This is a genomic window from Actinokineospora pegani (assembly GCF_009745975.1).
In the GTDB taxonomy this organism is placed as follows: Bacteria; Actinomycetota; Actinomycetes; order Mycobacteriales; family Pseudonocardiaceae; genus Actinokineospora; species Actinokineospora pegani.
In genome coordinates this window covers 1-14,619 of sequence record NZ_WHOL01000112.1, presented here as the reverse complement: position 1 = coordinate 14,619, position 14,619 = coordinate 1, and the positions used below count along the sequence as shown (strand labels likewise).

The window sequence follows — 14,619 nt, the reverse complement described above, 5'->3', positions numbered from 1 at the left end:
TGGGGCAGGAGGTCGGGCCCCCCGCTGTGGCCGCCACGCTGAGCCTGGGCCTCTCGGTCGCGGTCATCGTGCAGTCGCCCGCGGAACCGGTGGTGCGCCCAGCGCACGGTAGTGCGCGGGCGAGGTCCCGTTGGCGCGCTTGAAGGCCGTGCTGAGCGCGTAGGCGTTGGCGTAGCCGACTTTCCTGGCGATGGCGGCCAGCGTCTCGTCCGAGTCGCGCAGGAGCGCGGCGGTGCGGGACAGCCGCAGGTCGGCCAGGTGGGCCATGGGCGGCGTGCCGGTCTCGGCGGTGAAGCGGCGGGCCAGCGCGGCGCGGGACAGGCCGACGCGCTCGGCGAGGACGGCGACGGTCCACGGGTGCGCGGGGTCGTCCGCCATGGCGCGCAACGCGGTGTCGACGACCGGGGAGAGCGGGACGTGCCCGGTGGCGTCGAACCAGGAGCGCAAGGCGGTGACCAGGGCGAGGTCGAGCATCCGGTCGAGGACGGCCTGCTGGCCCGGGCGGTCGGCCGCGATCTCGGCGGCGACCTGGGCCAGCACCGGCGTTCCGCGGACCACGGCGACCTCGGGGAGGGCAGCGAGCAACCGCCCGCTGACCCCCTCCGGCCCGGTGTAGGCGCCGCTGACGACCTGCACCGGCGCGTCGGGCGGCCCGCACTCGCGGGTGCCGACGACCAGCGACCGGGCGCAGTAGTCGGCCTCGGTGAGCACCCGGGTCGGGCAGGCCACCCGGTCCTCGGACACGGTGAACCCCGGCCCGCGCACGATCGCGACGTCCCCCTCGGCCAGGTGCTGCCCGGACACCCACGCCTGGCCCCGCACCACCCCCACCAGGGACAACGCGGCGTCCGCCGCCAGCCGCACGGCCAACCCCGGCTCCACCGCGTTCCTGGTGATCAGCGCCGACCGCGCCCGCACCCCGCCCAGCAACTCCCCCAAAGCGTCCACACCGCCACCGTAGACGCCCGGACATGCGGCCGAGCCCCGACGACATTCCCGGGGCCCGCGCGCCGGGCTTGAGTGGCCCCATGATCCTCACCACCGGAGCGACCGGCACCGTGGGCAGCCGCGTCGCCGCCGCCCTCGCGGGCCACCCCACCCGCGCGGTTTCCCGCACCACGACCCCGAGGTTCGACTGGACGGACCGCTCGACCTGGGGCGCCGTCCTCGACGGTGTCGACGCCGTGTTCATCGTCCCGCTCGACGGCGAGGCGCTGACGGGCCCGTTCCTGCGCCACTGCGCGGACCAGGGCGTCCACCGCGTGGTCCTGCTCTCCGGCCGCGGCGTCGACGTGCCCGGCTACGCCCCGACCGACAGCGGCAGCGGCCTGACCCACACCAGCGGCGAGAAGGCCGTGCGCGCCAGCGACCGCGAGTGGACCGTGCTGCGCCCCACCTGGTTCGCCCAGAACTTCACCGAGGGCTTGTTCGCCGACGCCCTGCGGGCGGGCGACCTCCGCCTCCCGGCGGGCGACGGCGCCGCCCCGTTCGTCGACGCGGACGACATCGCCGAGGTGGCCGCCGCCGTCCTGACCGGCGACGGGCACGCGGGCCGCACCTACGAGCTGACCGGGCCCCGCGCCCTGACCCTGGCCGAGGTCGCCGGGCACTTCCCCGGCGCGCGCTACACCCCCGTGCCCGCGGCGGAGTACGTCGCCGACCTGGTCGCCCAGGGCTGGCCGCGGCTCGACGCCGAGGACATGGCCGCCACGGTCACCGCGATCGAGCGCGGCCTGGACACCCCGGTGTCGGACGGGGTGCGCCAGGTGCTGGGGCGCGCCCCCCGCCCGTTCCCGGCGGTCTGACGCGGCCAGGCCACCGGGTGTCAGTAGCCGGAGAGCTTGGCCAGGCGCTTGGCGAGCTGCCCGGTGAGGACCTCGTTGCCGCCCTCGTAGACGCGCATGGGGCGGGCGTTGCGGTAGAGGCGTTCCACCTTCGTACCGGTGACCAGGCCGAAGCGGCCGGAGAACTGGACGGCCCGGTCGGTGGCCCGGGCGGCGGCCTCGGTCGCGGCGACCTTGGCCATCGACGAGCGGTCCAGGGCGGCGAGCGGGTCGGCGGCGGCCCGAGCGGCGGCCTGGTAGGTCAGCAGGCGGGCGGACTCGACCTCGACCCAGGTCGTGCCCACGAAGTGCGGGATCGGGCCCAGCTCGGCCAGCCGCGCCCCGAACTGCGAGCGGGTGTTGGTGTGCCGCACGACCTCGTCGAGCGCGGCTTGGGCAAGGCCGACCGCGGCGCCTGCGACCGACACGCGGAAGGTGGCCAGGGTGGTCAGCACGAGCTTGAACGCCGTGCCCGGGTCGCCGATGCGGTGCGTGGCGGGCACCCGGGCGCCCGCGAAGGACACCGCGCCCATGATGTGCGGGGCGATCAGCCGGGGGCCGATCTCGACGGAGACGCCCGGGGTGTCGGCGGGGACCAGGACTAGGGAGTAGCCCTCGCCCTCGCGGGCCAGGACGGTGTAGAAGTCGGCGGCACCCGCGTTGGTGATGAACGACTTCTCCCCGGTGACCACCAGGCCGTCGCCGTCCTGCACCACGGTGGTGGTGATGGCCTTGAGGTCGCTGCCCACCTCCGGCTCGGTCAGCGCCAGCGCGGCGATGGCGTCCAGCCGGGCCACCCGGGGCAGCCAGCGCTCCTGCACGGACGGGTGGCCGCGCAGCGACAGCGCGTAGCTGCCGATGCCCTGCATCCCGAACAGCCCGTCCAGGTGCGCCGACTCGGCCATCAGCGCCTCGCGGACCACGGTGATGGCCAGCGGGTCGATCTTGTCGGACCGCCCGCCGAACGCGTTCACCACGCACAGCTCCGGCAGGCCGCTCTCCCGCAGCGCCTCGCGCATGACCGGGTGCACGGTGAGCATGTCGTCGGCCTCGTCGGCGTGCCCGGCGACGGAGGCCGCGACCGCGCGGGCGGTCTCGGCGAGGCCGCGGTGGTGCTCGTCCAGCTCGAACATCAGGACCGGCCCTCCATCAGGCGCAGGAAGTTGCCGCCGAGGATGCCCTCGGTGGCGTCGTCGGACAGGCCGAGCGCGCGGATCGCGGCGATCTCGGCGGCGGGGTCGGCCATCGGCCAGTCGGAGCCGAACACCACCCGGTCGGCGCCGTGCCGGGAGATGATGCGGCGCACCCGGTCGGGGTCGATGGCGGCCATGGTCGGCGGCCACGACGTCTCCAGGAACAGGTTGTCGATGCCCAGCAGCTCGGCCTCGGCGTCGTCGAGGCGGTGGTAGCCGCCGAAGTGGCAGGCGGCCAGGCGCAGGTCGGGGAAGGTGGTCACGATCTCGCGGATCATCGCCGGGGTGCCCCGGTCGTTGGCCGCGGCGTCGCCGCCGTCGCCGACGTGGGCGATGACGGCGATCTCGGAGCCGAACGCCTCGAACAGCTCCATCACCCGCGGGTCGGTGTAGCTGAACCCCTGGAACAGCGAGTGCAGCTTGACCCCGCGGATGCCGTGCTCGCGCAGGATCGCCAGGTTCTCCGCCACGCTGAGGCCGGGGTGGACGGTGCCGAAGCCGTAGTAGCCCTCGGACATCGCCTTGGCCACGAACCGGTTGGCGCCCGCGACCCGCTTCGCGTCGTCGGAGATGCCCAGGACCACCGCGTTGTCCACGCCGGACCTCGACATCGCCCCGCGCAAGCCGGACAGGGTGCCGTCGCCGGTGCGCGGCAGCTCCGGGGAACGCCCGGACAGGGCGCGTTCCGCGATCCGGTCCGGCCACGCGTGGCAGTGCACATCAATGATCACGGTTTCTCCAATCCATGCGTATGGTTAGTATGGTCGCACAGGGGATGGCGGGGTGAGAAGAGGAGAGGTGCACCGATGTTCGACCTCAGTGGCCGGGTGGCGCTGGTGACCGGCGGCAGCCGCGGCCTGGGCCGGGTGATCGCCGGGGCGTACGCGGCGGCGGGCGCGGACGTGGTCGTGGCCTCGCGCGACCTGGAGTCGTGCGAGGCGGCCGCGGCGGAGATCTCGGCGGAGACCGGCAGGCGGGCGCTGCCGCTGGCGTTCCACGTCGGCCACTGGGAGCGGTCCGAACCCCTGCTCGACCGGGTGGTCGAGGAGTTCGGGCGACTGGACGTGCTGGTGAACAACGCGGGCATGTCGCCGCTCTACGACGGGCTGGACAACGTCACCGAGGCGCTGTGGGACAAGGTGTTCGACGTCAACCTCAAGGGCCCGTTCCGCCTGGCCGCCCTGGCCGGGACGCGGATGGCCGCGGCGGGCGGCGGCTCGATCGTCAACGTCAGCAGCATGTCCTCGCACAAGCCACGCGCGCACAACCTTCCCTACGCCGCCGCGAAGGCCGGGCTCAACACGATGACCGTCGGCATGGCGCACGCGTTCGGCCCCGCCGTCCGGGTGAACGCCATCGTGGCGGGCACCTTCCTCACCGACGTCAGCAAGGCCTGGGACGCCGAGGCCTTCGCCCGCCGCGCCGCCGGTTTCGCCCTGGGCCGGGGCGGGCAGCCGCACGAGGTGGCGGGCATCGCCCTGTACCTGGCCTCGGACGCGGGCAGCTACACCACCGGATCGCTCATCACCGTCGATGGAGGACAACCGTGATCCCCGCTGCCACCCCCGCTGTCACCCCCGCTGTCATCGTCGCCGCCGTGCGCAGCCCGATGGCCAAGGGCAAGGCGGGCGGGGCCCTGTCGGGCCTGCACCCCGTCGACCTGCTCGCCCAGACGCTCACCGCGCTCATCGACCGCGCGGGCATCGACCCCGGGTCGGTCGACGACGTGCTGGTGGGCTGCGTCGGCCAGAACGGCGAGCAGTCGGCCACCCCGGGCAGGCAGGCCTGGCTGGCCGCCGGGTACCCCGAGCACGTCCCGTCGACGACCATCGAGCGCAAGTGCGGGTCCAGCCAGCAGGCCGTCGACTTCGCGGTGCAGGGTGTCCTGGCGGGCGCGTACGACATCGCCATCGCCGCGGGCGTCGAGTCGATGAGCCGCGTGCCCATGGGCTCGGCCCGGGGCGAGGCCGACCCGGTGGGTCCCGGCGTCCGCGCGCGCTACCCGGTGCTGGCCCCGCAGGGCGTGTCGGCTGAGCTGGTCGCGGCGAAGTGGTCCCTGTCCCGCGAAGCGCTGGACGCCTACTCGGCCGAGTCGCACCGCCGGGCCGCCGCCGCGGACTTCACCGCCGAGATCGCCCCCGTCACCCTCCCGGACGGCACGGCGCTCTCCGCTGACGAGACCATCCGCCCCGGCACCACGGCCGAGAAGCTCTCCGGCCTGCGCCCGGCGTTCGCCTCCTACGCGGACCGCTTCCCCGAGGTGGACTGGAAGATCACCGCGGGCAACTCGTCCCAGCTCACCGACGGCGCCGCCGCGCTGCTGGTGATGAGCGAGGCCAAGGCCACCGCCCTGGGGCTGACCCCGCTGGCCCGCGTGGTCGCCTCGGCGGTGGTCGGCGACGACCCGCTGCTGATGCTCACCGGCCCCATCCCGGCGACGCACAAGGTGCTGTCGCGCGCCGGCCTGGCGATCGAGGACATGGCCGCCGTGGAGGTCAACGAGGCGTTCGCCCCCGTCCCGCTGGCCTGGCACGCGGAGTTCCCCAGCCTCGACCCCGCCCGGCTCAACCCGCTGGGCGGGGCGATCGCGCTGGGCCACCCCCTGGGCGCGTCCGGGGCGCGGCTCATGACCACGATCATCCACAACCTGGCGGCCACCGGTTCCCGCTACGCCCTGCAGACCATGTGCGAGGCGGGCGGCATGGCCAACGCCACCATCATCGAGAACCTGACCTGCTAGGAGGGCCCCGCGGCGGTCACGTCGTCAGCGCCACCCGCGGACAGCGGGCCGGACCGTCAGTCGCCGCGACCGGTCTTGGACCGCAGTTGCTCGATGCGCTCGCTGGCCTGCGCCTTGGTGAGGTCGTCGGGGACGTCCTCACCCGCCTCCTGGGCCAGGGTGCTCAGGTACGAGCGCTGGGGGCCGGTCATCGGCTCGTCGCCGGTGACCCAGTCCTCAGTGGGCTTCTCCGGGGTGGGCTCGGTCATGATCCTCCTTGTCGAACACGTGTTCGTCCAGCTTAGTCCGGGAGAGCGCGGGACGCGCGACGAGCGGGATGCGGGCGGCACCCGGATACTGACTCCGGTGACGACGATCCCACCGCACGTCTTCGTGATCTTCGGCGCGACCGGGGACCTGGCGAAGCGCAAGCTGTTCCCCGGGTTGTTCCGCCTGCACCGGGCCGGACTGCTGCCCGAGTTCGCCATCATCGGGTCCGGGCGGCACTCCCCCGGCACCGACGAGGAGTTCCGGGACAAGGTCGGCGCCGCCGTCGAGGACCGGGAGGCGTGGGCCGAGTTCGCCCAGCGGATCACCTTCCAGACCTCGTCCGCCGAGGACGGCGCCGACCTCGCGGCGGCTGTGCGGGCCAAGCGCGACGAGCTCGGCGAGGACTCCCGTTCGCTGCTCTACCTGTCCGTCCCGCCGAACACCATGAAGCCGATGGTGGGCATGCTCGGCGAGACCGGCATGGCCGAGGGCGCGCGGCTGGTCCTGGAGAAGCCGTTCGGCAGCGACCTGGCCACGGCCAAGGAGCTCAACAGCGCGCTGCACGGGGTGTTCGCCGAAGAGGACCTGTTCCGCATCGATCACTTCCTGGGCAAGGAAGCGGTGCAGAACATCCTGGTGTTCCGGTTCGCCAACGGCCTCTTCGAGCCCATCTGGCGACAGGGGCACATCGCCTACGTGCAGATCGACGTCCCGGAGAAGATCGGGATTGAGGGCCGCGCGGGCTTCATGGAGTCCACCGGCACCTTCCGCGACATGGTGACCACGCACCTGTGCCAGATCCTGGGCTTCCTCACCCTGGAACCGCCGACGGAGATCTCCGCCGAGGCGCTGCGCGCGGAGCGGCTCAAGCTCTACCGGTCGCTGCGGCCGTTCGAGCCGCAGGACGTCGTGTTCGGCCAGTACGAGGGCTACCGCGACGAGGAGGGCGTCGACGACAAGTCCCAGGTGGAGACGTTCGTCGCCGTGCGGGCGTGGATCGACAACTGGCGGTGGCAGGGCGTCCCGTTCTACCTGCGCACCGGCAAGGCGATGGCGGCGGGCAAGCGCACGGTGACGGTCGGGTTCAGCGAGCCCCCGCTGGCGATGTTCCCCAGCGAGGTGGCCGCCGGGCCGAGCGAGCTGGTGTTCGAGCTGTCCGAGCAGGCCTCGCTGTCGCTGCGCATCCGCGCCAAGCGGCCGGGCCCGGAGCTGCGGATCGGCGCTGCCCACATGGACTTGGACTTCGAGGAGGCGTTCGACGGCGAGCAGCCGCTGGAGGCCTACGAGCGGCTGCTGCTCGACGTGCTGCGCGGCGACCAGACCCTGTTCAGCGGCTCGGCGGAGATCGAGCGGCTGTGGCAGGTGTGCGAGACGATCCTGCGGGACCCGCCCGAGGTGCGGCCCTACGCGCGCGGTAGCTGGGGTCCGGAGGCGGCACTGGAGCTGCCCGGCGAGCGCGGCTGGCGAGCGCAGGAAGCGTGAGCGGTCAGCCCCCGTCGCCGAGCGCGCCCCGCGTGTGTCCACACCGGACGCCGCAGTCGCGGGCGGCGACGGGGGCCGGGGTCAGTCGTGGTCGGGCAGGTCGCGGATGTGGTGCGAAGCGGCGTGGAGGGCTTCGGCGACCATGCGGCGGACGTGGCCGCCCCTGGCTGTGTAGAAGATCCGGCGGCCTTCCCGTCGGGTGCTGACCAGGCCGGTGTGGCGGAGCTTGGTGAGGTGCTGGGAGACCGACGGGCGAGGGGTCTCGACCAGCGCGGCGAGGGTGGTGACGTCGTGCTCGGCCGTGCTCAGGAGCCAGAGGATGCGCAGCCGGGTGGGGTCGGCGAGCATGCGGAGGGCGGCGACCGCCGCGTCGATCTCCGGCGCGGGGGGCAGGTCGGTGTCGGGAGCGCGGGTCAACGTGGGCCTCCGGGTGCCAGCGATGGGCAACACCACCTTACTGGCAGGTGCGGAACACCTTGCAGTTGCACCGTTGTCGCGTGCGCACACGTGCACATATAGTGCGCGACATGGGGATTCTGCGACGTCGGACGTACCGGCACCTGCTCGGGGCGCAGCTCGTGGCGCTGGTGGGCACCGGCTTGGCGACAGTGGCGCTCGGACTGCTGGCCTACGACCTCGCGGGGGTGGGGGCGGGTGCGGTGCTCGGCGGGGCGCTGGCGGTGAAGATGGTCGCCAACGTCGTCGTGGCGCCGGTGGCGGCGGTGCTCACCCGGCGGATGCCCCGCCGGGCGCTGCTGGTCGGGCTGGACCTGGTGCGCGCGGCGGTCGCGGCGGCGCTGCCGTTCGTCACGTCGGTGTGGCAGGTCTTCGCGCTGGTCACCCTGCTGCAGGTGGCGTCCGCGGCGTTCACCCCGGCGTTCCAGGCGCTCATCCCCACCGTCCTGCCGGACGAGCGGGACTACACCAGGGCGCTGTCGTTCTCGCGCCTCGCCTACGACCTCGAGGGCATCGTCAGCCCTGTCCTCGCCGCCGCGCTGCTCACCGTCGTCTCGTTCTCGGGGCTGTTCGCCGGGACGGCGTTCGGCTTCCTCGTCTCGGCAGCGCTCGTGCTGGGCGTGCGGCTGCCCGAGACCGACCGCACCGGGTCCGGCCAGGTCACCCGGGGCATCCGGCAGTACCTGCGCACGCCCCGCCTGCGCGCGCAGCTCGGGCTCAACCTCGCCGCCGCGGCCGCGGGGTCGATGGTCCTGGTCAACACGGTCGTCCTGGTCCGCGGCGACCTGGGGCTGGGCGACACCGCGGTGGCCGTCGGCCTCGGCGCGTTCGGCGCCGGGTCGATGCTCGCGGCCCTGACCCTGCCCCGGGTCCTGACCGGCGTCCCCGACCGGGTGGTGGTGCTGACCGGGGCCGGGGTGCTCGGGGCCGCCCTGTTCGCCCTCGCCGCCCTCTACGCCACCGCCCCCGCGCTGCCGACCGTCCTCATCGGCTGGCTCGTGCTGGGCACCGCCTACTCGCTGGTGCTCACCCCGGTCGGCAGGCTGATCCGGCGCAGCGCCGAGGAGCGCGAACTGCCCGCCCTCTTCGCCGCCCAGTTCGCCCTGTCGCACGCCGGGTGGCTGGTCACCTACCTGCTCGCGGGCGCGCTCGGCGCCGCGCTGTCGCCGCCGTGGACGATGGCGGCGCTGGGCGTGGTCGCGGTGGGCGGGTTGGCTTTCGGGGCCAGGACCTGGACCGATCGGCCCCAGCCGGTGGCGGCGGGGGTGTGACCCGGTCTCACTGCGACCACCAGGTGGGCTCGCGGTCCCAGCGGTGCGCGCGCATCGTGGCCAGCAGGTCCGGGGCGAGGCCCGCGCCGTCGCTGGTGGCGATGTTGGCCTTGACGTTGCGGATGCCGCGCATCCCCGGGATGACCGTGGAGACGGTCGGCTCGCTGAGGATGAACCGCAGCGCCGCCTCGGGCAGGGGCAGGTCGTCGGGCAGGTCGGCCTTGACCCGCTCGGCGCGCTCGACCGCGGGGACCAGGTTCTCCGGCACGAAGTAGGTGTTGCGCCAGTCGCCATCGGGCCAGGTGGAGTCCTTGGTGAGGGTCCCGGTGAGGGTGCCCTCGTCGAACGGGACCCGGGCGATGACGGCGATGTCGTGCTCCCGGCAGTGCGGGAACAGCTCGTCCTCGGGGTTCTGGTCGAAGATGTTGTAGATGACCTGCACCGAGTCGATCAGGCCGGTCTCCAGCGTCCGGAGGACGTTGGTCGGCTCCCACCGGTTGACGCTGATGCCGACCCCGTCGACCAGGCCGCGCCGCTTGAGCCCGGCGATGGCGTCCTGCCAGCGCGGGTCGTCGGCCCAGGCGTCCTCCCAGACGTGGAACTGCAGCAGGTCGACGCGGTCGACACCCAGGTTCGCCAAGGACTTCTCGGTGTACTCGACGATGTGCTCGGCCGGGAAGACGTCCGCCAGCCGCGACTGCCGCGTGGAGGGCCAGGTGCGGTCCTGGGGCGGGATCTTGGTGGCGATCCGCAGCCTGCGGTCCGGGTTGGCCTTGAGCAGCCTGCCCAGCAGTTCCTCGCTGTGCCCCTCGCCGTAGGCCCAGGCGGTGTCGAAGAAGGTGCAGCCCAGGTCGACGGCGAGCTGCAGCGCCCGCATGCCCGTCTCGTCATCCGCCCCGGACCAGCCGCCGTCGCCGCCCGCGACCCCCCACATGCCGTAGCCGATCTCGCTGGCCTCCCAGCCGAGCCTGCCGAACCGCCGGTACCTCATCGTCGGTGCCTCCTGTCGCGCGTTTCCACCAGCCTGGCACGGCAGGCGCCCCGGCGTCCGCCCTAGCGCAGTCGCGCCGCGCGTCGCAGTTGCCCGTCGAGGTCGCCCACCGCGGACAGGACCACCGAGGCGGCGCCTGCCTCGTGCAGTTCGCCGATGCGGCGCGCGCAGTCGGCCGCGGTGCCGACGACGGCCAGTTCGTCGACCCAGGCGTCCGGGAGGGCGGCGGCGCGCTCGGCGGCGGGCAGGGCGGCGATCCGGTCCAGGTCGTGGCCCAGGTCCAGCGGTGCGAGGTGGGCCGCCCAGGCGGGATCGGCGATGGCGGCGGCGAGGGTGGGGCGGACGGCGTCGCGGGCGGTGGCGGGGTCGTCGTCGAGGTGGAAGAGCGTGTAGGCGGTGATCGGGTGGGGGCGCGGGGTGTCGCCCTGGCCGCGCTCGATCGCGGCGCGGGCGGCGGCGAGGTAGGCGGGGGTCACCGGCTCGGCCAGCAGGGTCCCGTCGGCGTGGCGGCCTGCCAGTTCCAGCGACTTGGGGCCGCGCACCCCGGCGAGCACCGGCGGCGGCTGGGCGGGCGGGAACTCCAGCGCGGCGCGGTCGAGGCGCACGTAGCGGCCCTCGACGGTGACCTCCTGCCCGGCGAGCAGCCCGCGCACGGCGTCGAGGTGCTCGGCCAGCGCCGTCAGCGGCGAGGCGGGGGCCGCGCCGATCTGGCGCATCCAGTCCCGCATCCCGTGCCCGATGCCGTAGACCAATCTGCCCGGGTGCGCCTCGGCGAGGGTGGCGGCCTCCATGGCGGTGAAGACGGCGTTGCGGGCCACGGCGGGCAGGATCCCGATGCCCACCGTCACCCGTTCGGTCACCGCCAGCGCGGTCGCGGCGGCGGCGATGCCCGAGGGGTGGAAGCAATCCTCGATCACCCACACCTCGTCCATCCCCGCCGCCTCCACCGCCCGCGCGAAGTCCGCGATCCTCGCCGGGTGCAGCGTGCGGGGAACCTGGAAACCGACCTTGGACACCGGCAGTCCTCCTCGATCGTGAGCGGCCCTCCTCCATCGTGCCCGACCTTCGCGTCGCGAACACGTTCGCCCGCACTGGGTTACGCTGGATTCCAGCAGACTGAGAGGAAGTGTTCGCAGTGCCCGAAACCGGCCTCGAGGTGCACCTCGCCTCCCGCCCGGTCGGGGAGCCCGCGCTCTCCGACTTCGCGCTCGTGCAGGCCCAGGTGGCGGTCCCCGGCGAGGGTCAGATCGTGGTCCGCAACGACTGGTTGTCCGTCGACCCGTACATGCGCGGGCGGATGAACGACGTCAAGTCCTACGTGCCGCCGTTCAAGGTGGGCGAGGTGATGGACGGCGCGGCCGTGGGCACCGTCGTGGAGTCCCGGGCGGAGAACATCCCGGCGGGCACGGCGGTCCTGCACCAGGCGGGATGGCGGGAGTACGCCACGCTGAAGGCCTCAGCCGTGCAACCGGTCGATGTGGACGGCGCCCCGGGGTGGGCCTACCTCGGCGTGCTCGGGATGACCGGGCTGACCGCCTACGCGGCGCTGCGGGTGGTGGCCCCGGTCCGAGAGGGCGACGTGGTGTTCATCTCCGGCGCGGCGGGCGCGGTGGGGCTGGCGGCGGGCGCGATCGCGCGCAAGCTCGGCGCGTCCCGGGTGATCGGGTCGGCGGGCGGCCCGGAGAAGAACCGGCGGCTGGTCGAGGAGTTCGGCTACGACGGCGCGATCGATTACCGCGAGGGCGCCCTGGAGAAGCAACTCCGCGAACTCGCGCCGGACGGCATCGATGTGTACCTGGACAACGTCGGCGGAGACCACCTGCGCGCGGCCATCTCGACGCTCAACAACCACGGCCGGGTCGCGCTCTGCGGGGCGATCTCGCAGTACAACAACAGCGAGCCCACGCCGGGCCCGGACAACCTGATGCTGGCCGTGGGCAAGCGGCTGACGCTGCGCGGGTTCATCGTGTCCGACCACTTCGCCCTGCAGGAGGAGTTCCTGGACTCCGCGCGCGGGTGGCTGGCGGAGGGGTCCCTGCCGGACGCGCACACCGAGGTGGCCGGGATCGAGAACGCGGCGCAGGCGTTCATCGACCTGCTGCGCGGTGGGAACGTCGGCAAGATGGTCGTGCGCTTGGGTTCCTGACACCACTACACTCCGCGCGATGGCATCCACAGAGGTCTCCCGGGTCGTCGACGCGGACGCGGGCACCGTCTTCCAGGCGTTGACGTCGGCGGCGGCGATCGCGACGTGGCGGTTCCCGCACGGCATGAGCGCGGTGGTCCACGAGTTCGACGCGCGGCCGGGTGGGCGCTCCCGGGTCTCGCTCACCTACGCCGACCCTGGGGCCGCTGGCAAGACCGAGGCCAACACCGACACCTACTCGGGGGAGTTCGTGGAGCTGGCGGCGAACGAGAAGGTGGTCGAGCGCATCGCCTTCGACTCCGCCGACCCGGACCTGCGCCGCCCCATGACCATGACGACGACGCTGACCCCCGTCGGGACCGCGACCAGGGTGACGATCCGGCACGACGACCTGCCCGACGGCGTCGCCCCGGCGGACAACGAGGCGGGCACCCGGATGGCCTTGGCGAACTTGGCCGCCCACGTCGAGTCCCTACCCGGCCGCGCCCCGGCCGGCGACTAGGATGCCGCGGTGACCAGCACCAGGGACTTCGACCCCTTCGACCAGCTCGACGCGAGTGGCCTGCCGCAACGGCAGCAGCGCATCCTGGTGGCCATCCGGGACTGGGTGGTGCGGCACGGGTACTCGCCCAGCACCCGCCAACTCGGCGACGCGGTGGGCCTGCGGTCGGCGTCGGCGGTCTCGCGGCACCTGGCGAGCCTGGAGGAGAAGGTGTCTACTCCACTCCGATACGGGATACATCCCCGACCCCAGCCTGCGTGACCTGACAGCGAGCACTCCGAGCGACCCTCCTCGAGTCGCCCGAGGGGGTCACTGTGAGTGACGCCCAGGCGCCCCCGTGGGGCTCCCCCTTCCGTCTGCCCGAACCTTCGGGCGCTCCTGATTCCGCGGATCCACCGTGCGTCGGTGGTGTCGCAGGCAACCACCCCAGGCCACGAGTCCTCGATCTCCGGCGCACCGAGGCACCCGAGGTGCCCTCGGTACCGATCACCCGCCAACGCCCGCTGGGTCGATACGCCATCGCGGTGTTCGACGGGTCCGGTCGTCTTGCCGAGCGCAGGCTTGTCGGCCTGTTGGGCTGGTCTGCGGGCACCCGGGTGAGCATCGAGGACGTCGACGGGATCGTCGTCGTGCGCGAGTCGGGACTCGGGAAGCACACGCTCGTCAGGCGAGGGATGGTCGCGATCCCCTCGTCGACACGGCAGCGATGCGGTTTCGGCGATCGCGATCAGGTGCTGCTGGTTGCCCAGCCCGCCCGGTCCGCCCTGCTCGTCCTCGGTGTGGAGGTCCTGGACCAGGTTGTCCGCGACGTGCGAGCGCGTGTGGATGCCTGCCAGGGTGACCCCCGCCCGACCGGAGGAGAGCCACCCGGGAGCGGCTCATCCACGGCCCCGGAGGGTCGGGATGAGTGATCGAGCCGACGTGGCCATCGTCGTGGATCTGATGAAGCGCATGGGGGTCACCGCCCAGGACCTTGTCGACAGTCACGAGATGACGCGGCCGGTCCCCACCTTTGCCGAGATCATGCCTGCCGTGCAGGACGCCACGACTGTGGCATCGGTCATGGCGTGGCGCAGCGCGTGGAACAAGATGCTGCAGAAGTGGGGCAAGCTGCGTCTGGACGACATCAGTCCGGCCCAGGCGCAGGGTTTGATCGCGTGGGCGCACGGGACAGCGCAGGTCAGACGAACATCCAGCGCGCCGGGTGGCGGCGCGGCCTTGAAGATGTACTAGGCACTTCGACGGGTGTTCGATCACGCGGTTGCGCAGAACCATCTCAGTGCCGCCGACAACCCGATGAGGAACATCAAGAGGCCGCGAAGGGCAATGAACCGCCCCGGGTTCGGTGGGGACTTCATTGCCTGTGGAGGATGGAGTCATGGCAGGAACGTCACGGCATTCGGCTGGGGTGCGTCAGCGGGCGGTGCGGCTGGTTGCGGAGCATCGGGAGGAGTACCCGTCGTGGTGGGCGGCGGTGTGCTCGATCGCGCCGAAGTTCGGGGTGACTCCGGAGACGCTGCGCAAGTGGATCAGGCAGGCCGAGGTCGACCACGGCGCCCGTCCGGGGACCACGACGGTGGAGTCCGCTGAGCTCAAGCGCCTCAAGCGTGAGGTGGCGGAGCTCAAGCGCGCCAACGAGATTCTTCGGTCGGCGGCGACCTTCTTCGCGGCGGAGCTCGACCGCCCCACGCAACGGTGATCGACTACATCGACCGCCACAAACAGGAGTTCGGGGTCGAGCCGATCTGTCGCGTCCTGCGCCAGGC

Annotated in this window: 16 protein-coding genes and 2 pseudogenes; 11 read left to right on the top strand and 7 right to left on the bottom strand. The window is 72.9% G+C overall.

Annotation, left to right across the window (positions count from 1 at the left end):
- Positions 1-63 precede the first annotated feature (63 nt).
- Positions 64-948: an AraC family transcriptional regulator gene (locus GCL84_RS22205; protein ID WP_156757467.1), complete on the bottom strand. Its 885-nt coding sequence runs from the start codon at positions 946-948 to the stop codon at positions 64-66.
- 80 nt (positions 949-1,028) lie between these two features.
- Here GCL84_RS22205 and GCL84_RS22200 point away from each other — a divergent pair, with 80 nt between their 5' ends.
- Positions 1,029-1,805 (top strand): NAD(P)H-binding protein, encoded by a 777-nt coding sequence (locus GCL84_RS22200; protein WP_197523444.1) that lies wholly within the window; start codon positions 1,029-1,031, stop codon positions 1,803-1,805.
- A 20-nt stretch (positions 1,806-1,825) separates the two neighbouring features.
- On the opposite strand, the gene GCL84_RS22195 is transcribed toward GCL84_RS22200, so the two are convergent.
- Both GCL84_RS22195 and GCL84_RS22190 read right to left on the bottom strand, forming a co-directional pair.
- A complete protein-coding gene (locus tag GCL84_RS22195; RefSeq protein WP_156757465.1) occupies positions 1,826-2,956 on the bottom strand; it encodes an acyl-CoA dehydrogenase family protein in 1,131 nt (376 codons plus the stop codon).
- On the bottom strand, positions 2,956-3,747 hold the full coding sequence (locus GCL84_RS22190; RefSeq protein WP_156757464.1) for an amidohydrolase family protein: 792 nt from the start codon (positions 3,745-3,747) through the stop codon (positions 2,956-2,958). The genes GCL84_RS22195 and GCL84_RS22190 overlap by 1 nt, the downstream gene beginning before the upstream one ends.
- Before the next feature lie 75 nt (positions 3,748-3,822).
- Between GCL84_RS22190 and GCL84_RS22185 the strand changes: the two genes are divergently transcribed.
- Together GCL84_RS22185 and GCL84_RS22180 are read left to right on the top strand one after the other, a co-directional pair.
- Positions 3,823-4,566 (top strand): SDR family NAD(P)-dependent oxidoreductase, encoded by a 744-nt coding sequence (locus GCL84_RS22185; protein ID WP_156757463.1) that lies wholly within the window; start codon positions 3,823-3,825, stop codon positions 4,564-4,566.
- Positions 4,563-5,756 (top strand): thiolase family protein, encoded by a 1,194-nt coding sequence (locus GCL84_RS22180; RefSeq protein WP_268891390.1) that lies wholly within the window; start codon positions 4,563-4,565, stop codon positions 5,754-5,756. Before GCL84_RS22185 ends, GCL84_RS22180 begins: the two co-directional genes overlap by 4 nt.
- Positions 5,757-5,812: 56 nt before the next feature.
- Here the strand turns inward: GCL84_RS22180 and GCL84_RS22175 are convergent, their stop codons facing one another.
- Positions 5,813-6,004 carry a DUF3072 domain-containing protein gene (locus GCL84_RS22175; RefSeq protein ID WP_156757462.1) on the bottom strand — a complete coding sequence of 64 codons (192 nt, stop codon included), beginning with the start codon at positions 6,002-6,004 and terminating at the stop codon, positions 5,813-5,815.
- Between the two features lie 97 nt (positions 6,005-6,101).
- On the opposite strand from GCL84_RS22175, the gene zwf reads away from it, so the two are divergent.
- Positions 6,102-7,487, top strand: a complete 1,386-nt coding sequence (zwf, locus tag GCL84_RS22170) for a glucose-6-phosphate dehydrogenase (protein ID WP_235926582.1) — start codon at positions 6,102-6,104, stop codon at positions 7,485-7,487.
- Positions 7,488-7,568: 81 nt separating this feature from the next.
- Here the strand turns inward: zwf and GCL84_RS22165 are convergent, their stop codons facing one another.
- Positions 7,569-7,904, bottom strand: coding sequence for an ArsR/SmtB family transcription factor (locus GCL84_RS22165; RefSeq protein ID WP_235926580.1), 336 nt, complete (start codon positions 7,902-7,904; stop codon positions 7,569-7,571).
- 110 nt (positions 7,905-8,014) lie between these two features.
- Here GCL84_RS22165 and GCL84_RS22160 point away from each other — a divergent pair, with 110 nt between their 5' ends.
- Positions 8,015-9,214 carry an MFS transporter gene (locus tag GCL84_RS22160; protein ID WP_156757460.1) on the top strand — a complete coding sequence of 400 codons (1,200 nt, stop codon included), beginning with the start codon at positions 8,015-8,017 and terminating at the stop codon, positions 9,212-9,214.
- Between the two features lie 7 nt (positions 9,215-9,221).
- Here the strand turns inward: GCL84_RS22160 and GCL84_RS22155 are convergent, their stop codons facing one another.
- Positions 9,222-10,205: an aldo/keto reductase gene (locus tag GCL84_RS22155; RefSeq protein ID WP_156757459.1), complete on the bottom strand. Its 984-nt coding sequence runs from the start codon at positions 10,203-10,205 to the stop codon at positions 9,222-9,224.
- 62 nt (positions 10,206-10,267) lie between these two features.
- Positions 10,268-11,221: an LLM class flavin-dependent oxidoreductase gene (locus GCL84_RS22150; RefSeq protein ID WP_235926579.1), complete on the bottom strand. Its 954-nt coding sequence runs from the start codon at positions 11,219-11,221 to the stop codon at positions 10,268-10,270.
- Positions 11,222-11,340: 119 nt separating this feature from the next.
- Between GCL84_RS22150 and GCL84_RS22145 the strand changes: the two genes are divergently transcribed.
- The 6 genes and pseudogenes from GCL84_RS22145 to GCL84_RS22120 all read left to right on the top strand — a co-directional run.
- Entirely contained in the window at positions 11,341-12,351 is a 1,011-nt protein-coding gene (locus GCL84_RS22145; protein ID WP_156757457.1) for an NADP-dependent oxidoreductase, read from the top strand.
- A 19-nt stretch (positions 12,352-12,370) separates the two neighbouring features.
- Complete coding sequence (locus GCL84_RS22140) at positions 12,371-12,853, top strand: SRPBCC domain-containing protein (RefSeq protein WP_156757456.1); 483 nt, start codon at positions 12,371-12,373, stop codon at positions 12,851-12,853.
- Positions 12,854-12,862: 9 nt separating this feature from the next.
- A pseudogene (locus tag GCL84_RS22135) lies at positions 12,863-13,063 on the top strand (LexA family protein); the annotation flags it as partial.
- Between the two features lie 314 nt (positions 13,064-13,377).
- The gene (locus GCL84_RS22130) at positions 13,378-13,764 is read left to right on the top strand and encodes a hypothetical protein (RefSeq protein WP_156757455.1); all 387 of its coding nucleotides are present in this window, start codon (positions 13,378-13,380) and stop codon (positions 13,762-13,764) included.
- Positions 13,765-13,774: 10 nt separating this feature from the next.
- Positions 13,775-14,086 (top strand): hypothetical protein, encoded by a 312-nt coding sequence (locus GCL84_RS22125; protein WP_156757454.1) that lies wholly within the window; start codon positions 13,775-13,777, stop codon positions 14,084-14,086.
- A gap of 145 nt (positions 14,087-14,231) precedes the next feature.
- A pseudogene (locus GCL84_RS22120) lies at positions 14,232-14,540 on the top strand (transposase); the annotation flags it as partial.
- Positions 14,541-14,619: the final 79 nt, after the last annotated feature.

Bases quoted from the DNA above. Each gene is read 5' to 3' on its own strand.
- GCL84_RS22140 (WP_156757456.1), top strand. From the start codon at position 12,371: ATGGCATCCACAGAGGTCTCCCGGGTCGTCGACGCGGACGCGGGCACC.
- GCL84_RS22195 (WP_156757465.1), bottom strand. From the start codon at position 2,956: ATGTTCGAGCTGGACGAGCACCACCGCGGCCTCGCCGAGACCGCCCGC.
- GCL84_RS22160 (WP_156757460.1), top strand. From the start codon at position 8,015: ATGGGGATTCTGCGACGTCGGACGTACCGGCACCTGCTCGGGGCGCAG.
- GCL84_RS22155 (WP_156757459.1), bottom strand. From the start codon at position 10,205: ATGAGGTACCGGCGGTTCGGCAGGCTCGGCTGGGAGGCCAGCGAGATC.
- GCL84_RS22200 (WP_197523444.1), top strand. From the start codon at position 1,029: ATGATCCTCACCACCGGAGCGACCGGCACCGTGGGCAGCCGCGTCGCC.
- GCL84_RS22175 (WP_156757462.1), bottom strand. From the start codon at position 6,004: ATGACCGAGCCCACCCCGGAGAAGCCCACTGAGGACTGGGTCACCGGC.
- GCL84_RS22185 (WP_156757463.1), top strand. From the start codon at position 3,823: ATGTTCGACCTCAGTGGCCGGGTGGCGCTGGTGACCGGCGGCAGCCGC.